Raw genomic sequence first — 12876 nt, 5'->3', positions numbered from 1 at the left:
CCTCGCCGGACAGCATCGCTCCGCCCGGTAGGGGCTCTGTGATCCACGCTTCCTCCGCCTTCGGCATCCGCTCGTCCAACTGCTGCTCCCAGGTCTCGCCCCAGACCTCCAGCTCTTGGCCAATCGCCCGCAGCTCCTGACGCACATGCCAATCCAGCTGCGCTTCGACTTGTTCCCCCAGCGCCTGGAGAAACTCGGCTTGACGTCCCTGCTTCTCCGCTTCCGTCTTCCCGCCGGCGAACCAGCCTTTCGCCTTAAACCCCGGCGCCCGGCTTTCCAGATAACGCCCGGCCAGCTCCCGCAGCGGCGGCGTCATCAACTGGGCCGTCTCCAGCAGGCTGCCGATGCGGCACAACCACTCCTGCCTCCGCGATTCCCACGCTTGGTCTCCCAAGGGGCCAACCAACTCCAACTGACGCAACTCCTCCTCCAGCGCTGGCACATCCGTTTCGCCGCCCGCCTCTGCTTCGAGCTGCTCGCGTTGAGCCTGCTCCGCTTCGGCCGCCCGGGCCAAATACCCTTCGACCGACTGAGCCGCCGCCGCGGAAGCGCCGTATTCCAGCAAACCGTCCCCCCGGCCAAACAAGTCGCGGATCACCTGCTTCAGCTGGGACAGCATGTTCCCGGGGGCATCCTCCCGCTTCAAAGAGATATAGAATATCCCCTGCGCCGCGATATTCCATGCCCGGAACGCTTGGCTGACCGAGGCTTGATACGCCTCGAAGGCTAATTCCGCCTCCCGATGCTTATCGATTTGATTCACGACCATATACACTGGCTTCCCATAATCGCTTAGCGATTTGGCAAAGCTTAAATTCGTTTCCGAAGGCACATGGTTATAATCCATCACGTAAAAAACAACGTCCGCCAAATGCAACGCAGAATACGTGGCCATCGCATGGCCGGCGTCGTTGGAGTCGACCCCCGGCGTATCCAGCAGAACGCCGCCGCGCGGAGGCAGCTCCACCCGGTCCCACAACTCAACGCGGGCATATTCCTCCCCGTTGCGGCAATACGCTACCACCTCGTCCACCGGCACCTCGACCTTCGGTTTCGCCGGATCGGCTGGCGTCAGCAGCGCGCGCGGCTCCCCTTCCCGGATCAGTACCACGTTGGCGCTGGTAGGTAGCGGACTGGCCGGCATCACCGCTTTGCCGCTTAGTGCATTGATCAGACTCGACTTCCCTGCCGAAAAATGGCCGCAAAACGCCGCAACCAGCTCCCGTCGGCCCAGCTTATCGCCCACTTCCCGAAGCTCCGCCGCCGCGGTTGCATCTCCTTCCTGCTCCAGCAAGTGCTGCAGCTGATGCAGCCGCTCCTGCAGTTCGTAGTCCGTCTTCGTCATCGTCCGATCCATCCAAGCCCCTCCGTTTTCCACGCTGCGAAATCAAGTTTCATTTTAATTATTCATATTTTAACATTTCCCCGGGCGCTTGGAAATGCTCCCTGCCGCAGCTTCCCTGCGGGCTTCCTGTACAACAAAACCGCCCCCAAATGGAGACGGTTCAAGATTTATTAATATAACCCGGCCTCCCGATCCGCTAACACCTTTCCGGTGAGCGACAGATCGTAGTCGCCAAGCGAGGAGAGCACCCCGCGCAGCTCAGAGGATTCCAGCGCTTCGCGCAGCTTGGCGATCCACTCGCGGTTTTCCGGTTTGTTCAGGACGACGAGATCCACCCGCTCCAGGGTGAGCGGGATAAACTCAAGTCCGGCGATCTTAGCCGGTCTCTCACTGCCGATACCTACGTCCGCTTGGCCGAGGGCAATTCGCCCGCCAAGGCCCATATGCGACGTTTCCTCTTGGTTGTATCCGATAATGGAATCCGGCGATATCCCGTGCTTGCGGAGCTGTTCATCCAGCAGCACCCGAGCGCCAGAGCCTTTTTCCCGGTTAATCAACCGAATTCCCGGCCGCGTCAGATCCTCCCAGGAGCGAATCCCCAGCGGATTGCCCTGCTTGACGTAAAATCCAGCCCGGCGTGCCGCAAAATTCAACACCATATAAGGAAGGGAAATAAAAAGTTTGCGGATATAAGGCAAATTGTACTCCCCGGTATCTCCGTCATACAGATGCGTACTCACGATATCTACCGCACCGTTATACATGGCCACCAAACTGTCCATACTGCTGGCAAAAGAACGCAACGGCCGGCACCCGCGGAGCCTCGATTCCAGCGCTTTCGCCAGCAGGTCGAGTCCTGGATCTTGCCCGGTAATGACCAGCGTTCTTGCACCGAGCGCTTCTCCACCATCGACATCCGGCCGAGGCGGCACGGTATAGGGCACCTGGAATACCGGCACACCAGCGGCAGCATGAGGCGTTGCCCCGCCTTTGGCTCTCTGCTTATAAGCTTCCAGATCGGTGGAATCCACCCGCATCTGTTTACCTACCCGATAAGCAGGAAGCTCTCCTTTTTTGATTAGATCGTAGACAGTTAGCTTGGACACCTTCAACAGCTTGGCGATTTCCTCGGCTGTATAAGAGATCGGTTCGGTCATAGCGTACTCCTTCATCATAGTTCATGCAACTAGACTCATCTTACCGGGGATTTCCCTTTTTTTCAATGAATGCTCCCTAAGTGATCTATACAACTAGTTATGTTTCGTATAATCTAGTTATAATTAGACATAACCAAGGAGGATTCCATATGCAAAAGTTTTTGAAATTGCCCTTTTTGGCCGCATTCGCAGCCATTATTCTACTCCTATCCGCGGGATGCAGCGATCCATCTGCTTCTTCCAGCAACACATCTTCGGTAAGCGCCGATAGCAGCAACGCGGCAAACTCTTCGTCCACAACAGCTGAGAATCCATCTGAACCGGCTGAGCAAGTTGAGCTGCTCATCTCTGCCGCCGCCAGCTTAACCGAAAGCTTGGATGAACTCAAGGGCGTATATGAAGCCGAGCACAGCCAAGTGAAGCTCACTTTTAACTATGCCGCTTCCGGTACGCTTCAGCAGCAAATTGAACAGGGCGCGCCGGCCGACTTGTTCCTCTCCGCTGGAACCAAGCAGATGGATGCCTTGGTCGACAAAGGTCTCATTGACGATCAACTTAAGACCAATTTGCTGACCAATGATCTGGTACTGGTTGTTCCCAAGGACGGTTCCGCAGAGGTCCAAAGCATGGAAGATTTAAGCAAGCTCGGCGATATCGCCATTGGCACCCCTGAATCGGTCCCGGCCGGAAAATACGCGCAGCAAGCTCTTACCTACCATAAGCTTTGGGAGCCGCTGCAATCCCATCTAGTGCTGACGAAGGACGTCAAGCAGGTGTTGTCTTATGTAGAAACCGGCAATGTCGACGCCGGATTCGTGTACAAAACCGATGCAGCCCTTTCGGACAAGGTGAAGGTGGCCTTGACCGCAGAAGCCGAAAGCCATGACCCGATTGAATATCCAATCGGAGTGCTCAAGGACAGCGCTCATCGCAACGAAGCTAAAGCTTTCTACGAATTTTTAAAAAGCGACCAAGCCCAGCAGGTGTTCGTCAAATACGGGTTCACCCCGGCGGAGTAACCTCACATGCGTACATTTGAAATCTCGACTTCGTTCTGGGAGCCGATCACGTTATCACTGCAAGTGTCCATCGCCGCCACTGCCATCGCTTTTGTGGTAGGGTTACTGGTGGCATGGCGCATGTCCGCGGCCTCCTTCTACGGGAAAACGCTGGTGGAAACCGTCTTTCTCCTTCCGCTCGTTCTGCCGCCAAGCGTGGTAGGGTTTATTTTACTGGTGGTGTTGGGAAAAAATAGCTGGATCGGACAGGCAGCGGACCGCCTGTTCAACATCAGCTTTGTGTTTCAGCCGCTTGGCGCGATCGTCGCTGCGGCCGTCGTCAGCTTCCCGCTGATTTATCAAACGCTGAAGTCCGGCTTCCTTGAAGTGGATAAACATTTGAAAGACGCCGCCCGTTCCCAGGGAGCCGGAGAATGGCAGGTGCTTATCTATATCGTGCTGCCGCTCGCCTCTCGTTCGCTGCAGGCGGCATTTATTCTCGGATTTGCCCGTGCGCTGGGGGAATTCGGGGCAACGATGATGATCGCCGGCAACATCCCCGGCCGAACGCAAACGATTCCGACGGCGATTTATTTTGCAGTTGATGCCGGAAATCTACAACTGGCCTGGGCCCTGACCGGCTGCACCATCCTGCTGTCCTTCGGCCTGCTGCTGATCTCCTCCCGATTGAAAAACGACTAAACCAAATCCCCCGCCAGATCTCTTTCTGGCGGGGGGTTATTCTAGGCTTCATGTTGTTGAGTTAGCTCCTCCAACGCCCATTGCCTAACCTCCCAATCGGCAACCGGACGCTTGCGTTCTCCTGCCGTTTGCCGCAGCCGATGAAGCAAGGAAACGAGGAGCCCTTCGCTGACCTCCACTCCCTCCTTCCGCAGCACCTGACGAACCGAGCTTCGCCCGGAATGTTTGCCGAGCAGAAATTCATGGCTCATGCCAAGTTCCTGGGGATCCAACGATTGGTAGGTGCGCGGGTCTTTGAGCAAGCCGTCCACGTGAATGCCGGATTCGTGAGCAAACGCCAGCCGGCCAAGCAGCGGCCGAGCTTCGGGAATCCCTCTCCCGGCGGCCCGGGCTACGAGCTCTGCCAAGCTCTTCAAGCTTTCGGCGCGTACTGTGCAAGTCCCGTTGTAGAGATGCTTCCAGGCCATAACGACTTCCTCTAAAGGGGCGTTGCCCGCCCGTTCACCGATCCCCAGCACGGTTGTGCTCGCCCACTTGGCGCCGGCCTGGATGGCTGCCAGCGTATTGGCCGTCGCCAAACCAAAATCGTTGTGACAGTGAATCTCCAGCTCAATGTCATCGGGACAGCCCGTCAGCAACACAGCAACTCTTTCTTGCAAACCGCCGGGATGATGCATCGAGAGCGTATCGGCATAACGATAACGGCGCACTCCCTCTCGTCCCAGCGTTTCCATCAGCTCGCGCAAAAATCCAAGCTCCGCCCGAGAAGCGTCCTCGAACCCAATCGAGACGGTTAAGCCGTTCTCCAAAGCATAGTTTACTGCGGCCTTACCGAGTTCCATGATCTCGGAGCGTCCCGCCCCCAGCTTGGCTTTCATTTGAATGTCCGAGACGGGTAGGGAGATATGGGCCCAATCCACCCCTGTCGAAAGCGTCGCGTCGATATCGGCACGCCGCGCCCGGTTCCAGGCCATCCACTGGATCGGGAGGCCTAAAGCAAGAAGGCGGCGAATCGCGGCGCGCTCCTCGCTGCCCATCGCCGGAATCCCCACTTCGGCCTGCTCGATGCCGCAAGCAACCAAGGCTTTGGCGATTTCCAGCTTCTCCTCCACCGTATAGGCCACACCCGCTGCTTGTTCCCCGTCTCGCAGCGTGGTATCGCAAATGCGCAAGACTTTCATGAATGAGCCCCCTATTTTATCGCGATTTGCAGCAAGCACAATCCGGATTTCGCCGCAGCGCCACCACGAATTGGCTCAGGTCCAACGTGTGGAACCGCAGCATTCGATGGACGAGCGGCTCACCAATTCCGGCGATCCATTTGACAGCCTCTAACGCCGCCAGGCAGCCGGCCAAGCCCGAGGTGGCGCCAAGCACCGGAAATCCAAACGGCTCCCAATCCTGCTCCTGTTCCGGATAAATACATGCCAGGCAAGGAGTTACACCAGGGATAACCATCGTCAGCGACACTTCAAACCCATACATCGCCGCTTCGACCATCGGTTTTCTCGCCGCAACGCACAACCGATTTAATTCGTACCTTTCGGGAAAATCGTACCGCGCGTCAATTACGAGGTCCGCCCGCCGAACCCAGGCTTCGCTCGCTGCGGTGATTTTGGCGTTATATCCTTCAATCACGACCTCCGGATTCAGTCGTTTTAAGCTCTGCACCGCGGTTGCCATCCGCTCTTGGCCGATTCGTTCCGCGTCCATCAGGATCTGCCGATTGAGATCCGGTTCCCCGATCACCCCTTCATGCGCCAAGATCAACCGGCCGATCCCCGCCGTAGCCAGGTAGAGCGCCGCTGTGCCCCCAAGTCCGCCAATGCCGGCCACCATGACGGTCGCGGCTTTCAGCTTGCGTTGCCCTTCCCGGCCAAGCAAACGCAGCTGACGTTCGTATCGCAGGAACGCCTCCGGCTCCCCCTCAGCATTTCCCCCGTTCTGGTTCGAGACCTTCGCTCCCAAATGCAAGTATGACATGCTTTCGCCCCCCTGTTTAACGGCCTTATTCCCCGCATGCAGCCACATCCTTGAATCGCGACAGCCATACGAGCGCTTCTTGCATTCCGCTGAGCACAAATCGATCCAGCTTCATCCGTGAAGTGAAGGGGAAACGCAGCCCGGCTCGAAGCGTCGTTGAAACCAGGATCAGTCGCCCGCTGCACACGATCGCCCTGCCGAAGCCTTCCTCGTTCATTTCGACCATACTTTGTACCAGATCACCGGTTTCCGTCTCCAGCGCGACCGCCATAGCCTGAAACACGTGCTCCACCTGACGGCGGAGTTTGGGGCTTGGACGGCAATCCCTGCTTAACGCTTGCTTCTCTTCCGGCGAGAACAGCAGCAGCCGTTCAATCTTCTCCATCGGCTGAAGCATGGCAGCCCTTCCCAGCCCATCCCAAGCATCGATCAAGCTGCATAGCGAGTGATAAAACAGCTGTAGCAACCTTTGCTCCGCTTCATGCTGATTATTTAAAGCTTCATTCATCGCTCCCCCTCCTCCTGAGGCGATCCGTTCTCTTGTACGGCGTCCTCCTCGGCCCGGAGCACCTTGCTTAGCCACATCGGCGGCTTCCCACGAAGCAGCTCCAGCAGCTTGCCGACCTGATCCTCAATCCGCACGCCTGTTTGCACTTTCACCGGCATCATTTTCCGCCGCGTCACCTTCGCTGCGGCGGAGGCCCCGATTTGAGTCAAAAACACGAGGGTACAATCCTCGATGAGCGTGATCCGCAAATCGATTTTCCCTAGCTCGTCTCCCGCAATATGCGCGGGAACGCAACGCTTCTCCGAGGAAACGACGCTGCCTTGGCGAATCTCATAAACCGTAAACATCGGGGCATGGCCGAAATGGGCGTTGACATGTTGCCCGTCATCCGTGGCGAACGCGACCCGCATGGCGTTTCCCCTCCCTTTGCATCAGCCGATTCCCGGCTTTATGAATCTGCTCCATCGTCCCCCGATATCCGATCGTTAACGAGGTATACGCGCCAAGCTCATCAAGAATTGGAAATCCCGCCGCCATAAAAGCCGCCCCGCAGCGCTCGGCGCTATGTTTACCGTGGGAATTGCTAATCCAGAGCTCAGCCCCCTCCGATAACCGTTCTGCATCCTCGAAATCGCCGGCCAGGATATCCCGCTCCGTTTGTTGCAGGCATGCCGCATCATACGAAGCGACCAAAGCGTTAAACTCAACCCCCATCTCCTCCAGCCAAGCGGCGGATGAAAGCAAGTGATCCGGCTCTAAAGCGACCACCGCCTTGGCCCCCGCAAAATAGAAGTGGGCGTCCAGCATCGCGTCCAGCAGATTTTCCCGCTGCCACCGATATCGGACCGGAACCGATTCCCGGCTTAAATCCTGCAGAAAGTGAAAAAAAGCGTCACTGGCCTGAAGTCCCGTGAGGCCGGGGAATACGCGGTACGGAATCCCCGCCCCGTTAAACAGCCGCCGAGCCGGACGTTCCATACTGGAGCCAATGGCGATGGTAAACTCCGAGCGCAGCATCTGCCGCGCAGCATCCAGCGGCACTCCACCTCGGGTTAGCGGGGTAAACCCGGTCAGCAAATGCCCTGACAACGAGGTTGATACATCAGGAAGGGCGAGCACATCAAAGCCAAAGGAACCGATGATTTCCTTGAGCTCCATGACGTCTCCGGCAGTCAACCAAGAGCCGGGAAGCAAATTGATTTGACGTTTGACCGGTTTCTGCGGTTTCCGTCCCGCTTGCTCCAGCAAGCCGTCAAACACCGCTTCAGTCATCGCGCTGAAGCCCGACTCCAACGAACCGCGATAGTCCGGAAGCGAGCAGGTGACGACCAGCGTATCCTTAAGGCACCGCTCCCGTTTGAATTTGTTCAGGGTTCCGGCGTAATCGGCTCCCGACGCCTCCGTTAACGCCGTGCTGATCACGCCGATGCAATCCGGACGATGCTTTTCCAGCACCGTTTCCAACGCTTCGATCAAGTTTCGGTCGGCATCAAAGATCACGTCCATTTCCTGCAAAGCGGTCGTTTGTACCGCCACGGGTTCATGGAAGTGCCGGGTCAGCAGCGTCTTGGCAAACGAAGCGCAGCCCTGGGATCCATGGAGGATCGGCAGAGAGCGATAAATGCCTTGCAACGCCAACACACCACCCAGCGGCTGGCTGGTTTTTAACGGATTACAGATCAGCGGTTTCGCATTTGTCCGCAGCGTCATGAAGGATTCCCCCGTTCCCATGGGGCTGGCGAGCGAACCAAATCCCAGACGGGATGCTCCATCGCGAGGGTTAGCTGTTTAGCAAGACGAATCAAGCCGTCGTACCCTGCGTAAGCGGTATGCCGCTCTTGATTAATGTCCACGAACGGAATTTGCTCCTTCAGCGCCATATACATATTGCGACCGCCGGCAATCACTACGTCGGCCTTGCGCTCGCGCACCGTCTTCAGGATCCGTGCCGCTCCCCCATCGTCAATGTACGCCGCTTCTTCTCCGACTCGTTCGGCAATTCGCGCAAGATCGCCGCTGGTGCTTTTGTTCGTCCCGACACCCACAACCTTGATTCCCAGCTCCTGCAGCGCCGTAATCACCGACCAGCTTTTGACTCCCCCCGTATAGAGCACCGCCTTCTTGCCTTTTAGCTTCTTCCGATAAGGAGCCAATTCGCGCCTGACGCGCGCTTCCTCCTGCTCCACCAGCCGGTCAACGCGCCGCTCCACCTCCCGCTGATTCAACAAGTAGGCCAATTGGCGGAGGGAATAGCTGGTTTCCTTGACTCCGTAAAAAGACCCTTCAAAATAAGGAATCCCGTATTTCCTCTCCATGTTCACGCCGAGTCCAAGCAATGCCCGGCTGCATACGATCATGTTGGCTTTTGCCCGGTGGGCTCCGGCGATTTCCCGAAACCGGCCGTCGCCGGTAATCCTCGCGTGAAGCCGAATGCCCGCCTGATTCAGCAGCCTTTCGATATCCCACAGCTCGCCGGCAATGTTATATTCCCCGATCAAATTCACCCCGGATTCAGCAGCAACCTCTGGCTCCAGACTCCCGATCACATGTTGGAACAACGCCTCCCCGGCCAGGCGGGTACCCAGGTTTTTGCTGCCGACAAATCCCGGGCTATTCACGGGCACGCACACCACACCAAGCTCCTCGGTCGCCTGCTTGCAGATCGCATCGATATCCTCTTCCGTCAGCGCCGAAATACAGGTGGCATAAACAAAAATCGCCGGAGGCGAATACCGCGTAGCGATATAGTGAAGCGCCTCACGGAGCTTCCGTTCCCCGCCAAAAATAATATCGCGCTCGCCTACATCGGTGGTGAATCCATACGCCGATAACCGGGGGCCGCTTGACAGGCTGCCCCGCGTCCCCCAACTGTTTCCTGCGCAGGCGCTGGGACCGTGTATCAGATGAGCCGCATCTGCAATCGGCAGCAACGTAATAAGCGCACCGTCGAACGAACATCCTCCCGCAGCGCTGCCCGGTTTGGGTCGCGGGCACGGTTTGCTTTGCGGCGCTTCTTTGCCGCAGGATTCCTGAACTCCTGAATAACCCGTTAACCTGATCGCTTCCATCCGTCCAGCCCCTCCCGCTTGTGCAAGTTGTGTCGTTACTCTCGCGTTAAATCACCTTTTGACCCTGTACGTTTAACGTACAAGGTCAAAGCTATGAGCCGGAGCTTGCTGATCCAATTGCTCCAACACGGTATTGACGAACATCGTAAGCAAATTCAGCGCCCCCTGATATCCGATAATCGGGTATCGCTGCAGATGATGCCGGTCGAAGATCGGAAATCCAACCCGGAGCAAAGGCACTCCGGCTTCCTTCGCCGCATATTTCAAATGGCTGCTGCCGATGGCAAGTTCAACGGGTTCATCAAACAACAAGGAGCGCAGATGCCAAAGGTCCCGGCCCACATGCACCTTCGCTTCGCCCCCGTAAGGACTGCGGTCCAGAAGCAGCCGCGCCTCCTGCTCAAATTCCGGATCTCCGTTCGAACAGACGATGTGGATCGGCTCCATGCCAAGCTCCAAGCAAAATTCAATCAACCCCAGCAGCAGATCGGGATCGCCGGCCATGGCCACTCGTTTCCCGTGAAGGTAATTATGGGAGTCGGTAAAGGCGTCCACAGCCCGCGCGCGCTCGGTCAATAAGCTTTGCGGGATCGGCAGCCCCGTCATCGCGGCCATCGCTTCAAGCAGGCGGTCGGTCGCACCGATGCCTAAAGGGGTATACATGGACAGCACCCGCTGCTCCCAAGCCTCTTCCATGTAAGTTAGTGTTTTGCGCAAGCTGTATTTTTGGAGCGCCAATGTTCCCCTCGCTTCGGCAGCCTTTGGCACAGCGTCCAACGGAGTACCGCCGTAATAATAGGTATACGTCCCCTCTGCACCGGAATCGAAATTTTCACTGTGATCCCCAAGTACGGTGTACTCCGCACCAAACAGCTCCAAGATGCGTTTTAGTTCATTAAAGTTCCCCGTATACGGCTCAAATCCGAGCAGTACATTTAACTTCTCATTGGAACCGGCTTGGGATTGCGCACCGGTTTGATCGTACAAATAGCTCAAGATCGCCTTTAGCATATGATCATACCCGTTGATATGGGAGCCGGAGAAGCTAGGCGTATTGGCGAAGGGAACCGGCAGATCTTCAGGCAGGGCTCCCTCCTTGCGGGCATTCCCGATAAATGCCGATAAGTCGTCGCCGATGACTTCGGCCATACACGTAGTGCTCATGGCGATCATTGCCGGTTTGTAGAGGGCGAGGCTGGTTTCCAGCCCGTCGATGAGGTTGCGCATACCTCCAAACACCGCTCCATCCTCCGTCATTGAGGAGGAGACCGCAGGCACCGGCTCCTTGAAATGCCGGGCCAAATGGCTGCGGAAATAAGCAGTACAGCCCTGAGAACCGTGTACAAACGGCAACGTCTTCTCAAATCCCAGCGCCGCCATCACCGCACCCAGCGGTTGACAGGCTTTAGCCGGGTTAATCACAACCGCTTGACGTTGAAAGTTTTTGTCCGCATATTCCTTGGATCGGGTGTAGGCTGCGGTTTGCAGCACTTCCTCCTCCGGACAGCCGTTTTCGAATTGCCGTTTCCGTTCCCGCTGCTGAACATATTTTTCGTCTTCAAACAGCTTGTTATGATCCAAAACCGGTTTCCCGTCCATCATGCCGTGACCTCCTCTCGCCGCTGTGATTTGACCAACTTCCATACCGGGCTGTTGACGGCCATATCCATGTCGCGAGCAAACACCTTGAACCCGTCGAAGCCATGGTACGGTCCGCTGTAATCCCAGGAATGCATTTGTCGGAACGGGATGCCCATTTTGTGATACACATACTTCTCTTTGACGCCAGCTCCCATCAGATCGATGTTTAATCGCCCAGCCAATTCCTCCAATTCATAGGCGCCTGGATCATCCATCAGGATCGTTGCCTGTCGCAGCTCAGGGATGGTTTTCAGATAATCGTCTTTGTGGGCAAATTCGTAGCCGGTCGCTACGATCTCCATACCCAAATCCTCGTAAGCCCCAATCGTATGGCGGGCCCGAAGGCCGCCAACCAGCAGCATCACCTTTTTCCCTTCCAACCGGGGCCGATATTTGGCGATGACCTTCTCCATCTCCCCTTGATAACGCGCGATAACCTTCTCGCAGTTGGCCTGTATCGTTTCATCAAAATGAGCGGCGATGGCTCTTAAGCTTTCGATCGTTTTTGTTGGCCCGAAGAAGTTATATTCCATCGAGGGTATCCCGTACTCCCGTTCCATCACCTCACACATATAGTTCATGGAGCGGAAGCAGTGAATCAAATTCAGCTTGGCATGGTGCGCAGTCATGATCTCCTGGAGCGTGCCGTCACCGGACCATTGGCCGATCACCCGCAGTCCCATTTCTTCCAGCAGGATGCGCGAAGCCCAGGCGTCGCCGCCGATGTTGTAATCGCCGATGATATTGACGTCATACGGTCCAGATTCCTTCAATTTCGCTCGACCCATAAGGAAATCACGGATCGCATCATTGGCGATGTGATGACCTAACGATTGGCTGACGCCCCGGAACCCCTCGCAGCGAACCGGTATGATCGGGAGGTTCAGCTCCTTGCTCATTTTTTTGGCTACCGCTTCAATATCGTCGCCGATCAGCCCAACCGGACATTCCGATTGGATCGTAATGCCCTTGGCCAACGGAAACATTTCCTTGATCTCCCGGCAGATGACCTCCAGCTTCTTATCTCCGCCAAATACGATATCCGTTTCCTGAAAATCACTGGTAACCTGCATCGCCGTAAAATTATTAACGCCAAGCAGACCGTTCGCGTAGTTTCGTCTTGTTCCCCAACTATATTGGCCGCAGCCGATAGGTCCATGGCTGATATGGACCATGTCCTTGATCGGTCCCCACACCACTCCTTTTGAACCGGCATAAGCGCAGCCTCGGACGGTCATAACGCCCGGACGCGACTTGACGTTCGACTTGATCGCACATTTGCCGCAATCTTGCTTATAGTCCTCCTCCATCACCTCGTAGTGCCTTTTTCGCTCTTTGCCGGCTTTTTCCGGGAAGACCTCCAGGATCTCCTCCACATGCCGCCGGTTTTGAACCACGTCCGTTGTTCCCATCCTCCAACCTCCCTCACTCTACATCTATAGGCTTCTATTAGCTCCGATTTGGGCCAGCTTTA

12 protein-coding genes are annotated in these 12876 nt (G+C 56.5%); 2 read left to right on the top strand and 10 right to left on the bottom strand.

The window, feature by feature from the left end; genetic code table 11:
* On the bottom strand, positions 1–1357 hold a 1357-nt coding region (locus M3G15_RS10410), incomplete at its 3' end, for a dynamin family protein (RefSeq protein ID WP_260070835.1).
* 158 nt (positions 1358–1515) lie between these two features.
* Positions 1516–2502 carry a helix-turn-helix transcriptional regulator gene (locus tag M3G15_RS10405; protein WP_009225932.1) on the bottom strand — a complete coding sequence of 329 codons (987 nt, stop codon included), beginning with the start codon at positions 2500–2502 and terminating at the stop codon, positions 1516–1518.
* A 149-nt stretch (positions 2503–2651) separates the two neighbouring features.
* Here M3G15_RS10405 and modA point away from each other — a divergent pair, with 149 nt between their 5' ends.
* Positions 2652–3521 carry a molybdate ABC transporter substrate-binding protein gene (modA, locus tag M3G15_RS10400; protein WP_085169184.1) on the top strand — a complete coding sequence of 290 codons (870 nt, stop codon included), beginning with the start codon at positions 2652–2654 and terminating at the stop codon, positions 3519–3521.
* A gap of 6 nt (positions 3522–3527) precedes the next feature.
* Positions 3528–4202, top strand: a complete 675-nt coding sequence (gene modB / locus M3G15_RS10395) for a molybdate ABC transporter permease subunit (RefSeq protein ID WP_260070833.1) — start codon at positions 3528–3530, stop codon at positions 4200–4202.
* 41 nt (positions 4203–4243) lie between these two features.
* Here modB and M3G15_RS10390 read toward each other — a convergent pair whose 3' ends face one another.
* From M3G15_RS10390 to nifD, 8 genes are all read right to left on the bottom strand, one after another.
* Entirely contained in the window at positions 4244–5383 is a 1140-nt protein-coding gene (locus tag M3G15_RS10390; RefSeq protein WP_260070832.1) for a homocitrate synthase/isopropylmalate synthase family protein, read from the bottom strand.
* Positions 5384–5399: 16 nt separating this feature from the next.
* On the bottom strand, positions 5400–6185 hold the full coding sequence (locus tag M3G15_RS10385; protein WP_260070831.1) for a HesA/MoeB/ThiF family protein: 786 nt from the start codon (positions 6183–6185) through the stop codon (positions 5400–5402).
* A 25-nt stretch (positions 6186–6210) separates the two neighbouring features.
* A complete protein-coding gene (locus M3G15_RS10380; protein ID WP_260070830.1) occupies positions 6211–6693 on the bottom strand; it encodes a NifX-associated nitrogen fixation protein in 483 nt (160 codons plus the stop codon).
* Entirely contained in the window at positions 6690–7103 is a 414-nt protein-coding gene (locus M3G15_RS10375) for a NifB/NifX family molybdenum-iron cluster-binding protein (RefSeq protein ID WP_260070829.1), read from the bottom strand. Before M3G15_RS10375 ends, M3G15_RS10380 begins: the two co-directional genes overlap by 4 nt.
* Positions 7078–8403: a nitrogenase iron-molybdenum cofactor biosynthesis protein NifN gene (gene nifN / locus M3G15_RS10370; RefSeq protein ID WP_260070828.1), complete on the bottom strand. Its 1326-nt coding sequence runs from the start codon at positions 8401–8403 to the stop codon at positions 7078–7080. Before nifN ends, M3G15_RS10375 begins: the two co-directional genes overlap by 26 nt.
* On the bottom strand, positions 8400–9761 hold the full coding sequence (nifE, locus tag M3G15_RS10365) for a nitrogenase iron-molybdenum cofactor biosynthesis protein NifE (protein WP_260070827.1): 1362 nt from the start codon (positions 9759–9761) through the stop codon (positions 8400–8402). Before nifE ends, nifN begins: the two co-directional genes overlap by 4 nt.
* A gap of 72 nt (positions 9762–9833) precedes the next feature.
* Positions 9834–11363 (bottom strand): nitrogenase molybdenum-iron protein subunit beta, encoded by a 1530-nt coding sequence (gene nifK, locus M3G15_RS10360; RefSeq protein WP_260070826.1) that lies wholly within the window; start codon positions 11361–11363, stop codon positions 9834–9836.
* Entirely contained in the window at positions 11360–12814 is a 1455-nt protein-coding gene (nifD, locus tag M3G15_RS10355; protein WP_260070825.1) for a nitrogenase molybdenum-iron protein alpha chain, read from the bottom strand. The genes nifK and nifD overlap by 4 nt, the downstream gene beginning before the upstream one ends.
* Positions 12815–12876 lie beyond the last annotated feature (62 nt).

The sequence above is a fragment of the Paenibacillus sp. p3-SID1389 genome (assembly GCF_025151705.1).
Classification (GTDB): Bacteria; Bacillota; Bacilli; order Paenibacillales; family Paenibacillaceae; genus Fontibacillus; species Fontibacillus phoenicis.
Note: the sequence above shows the minus strand (reverse complement) of the source record. Positions and strands in the feature narration are given on the sequence as shown.

Excerpts from the sequence above, each read along its gene's own strand:
- M3G15_RS10405 (WP_009225932.1), bottom strand. The coding sequence starts at position 2,502 with ATGACCGAACCGATCTCTTATACAGCCGAGGAAATCGCCAAGCTGTTG.
- modA (WP_085169184.1), top strand. The coding sequence starts at position 2,652 with ATGCAAAAGTTTTTGAAATTGCCCTTTTTGGCCGCATTCGCAGCCATT.
- modB (WP_260070833.1), top strand. The coding sequence starts at position 3,528 with ATGCGTACATTTGAAATCTCGACTTCGTTCTGGGAGCCGATCACGTTA.
- M3G15_RS10390 (WP_260070832.1), bottom strand. The coding sequence starts at position 5,383 with ATGAAAGTCTTGCGCATTTGCGATACCACGCTGCGAGACGGGGAACAA.
- M3G15_RS10385 (WP_260070831.1), bottom strand. The coding sequence starts at position 6,185 with ATGTCATACTTGCATTTGGGAGCGAAGGTCTCGAACCAGAACGGGGGA.
- M3G15_RS10380 (WP_260070830.1), bottom strand. The coding sequence starts at position 6,693 with ATGAATGAAGCTTTAAATAATCAGCATGAAGCGGAGCAAAGGTTGCTA.
- M3G15_RS10375 (WP_260070829.1), bottom strand. The coding sequence starts at position 7,103 with ATGCGGGTCGCGTTCGCCACGGATGACGGGCAACATGTCAACGCCCAT.
- nifN (WP_260070828.1), bottom strand. The coding sequence starts at position 8,403 with ATGACGCTGCGGACAAATGCGAAACCGCTGATCTGTAATCCGTTAAAA.
- nifE (WP_260070827.1), bottom strand. The coding sequence starts at position 9,761 with ATGGAAGCGATCAGGTTAACGGGTTATTCAGGAGTTCAGGAATCCTGC.
- nifK (WP_260070826.1), bottom strand. The coding sequence starts at position 11,363 with ATGATGGACGGGAAACCGGTTTTGGATCATAACAAGCTGTTTGAAGAC.
- nifD (WP_260070825.1), bottom strand. The coding sequence starts at position 12,814 with ATGGGAACAACGGACGTGGTTCAAAACCGGCGGCATGTGGAGGAGATC.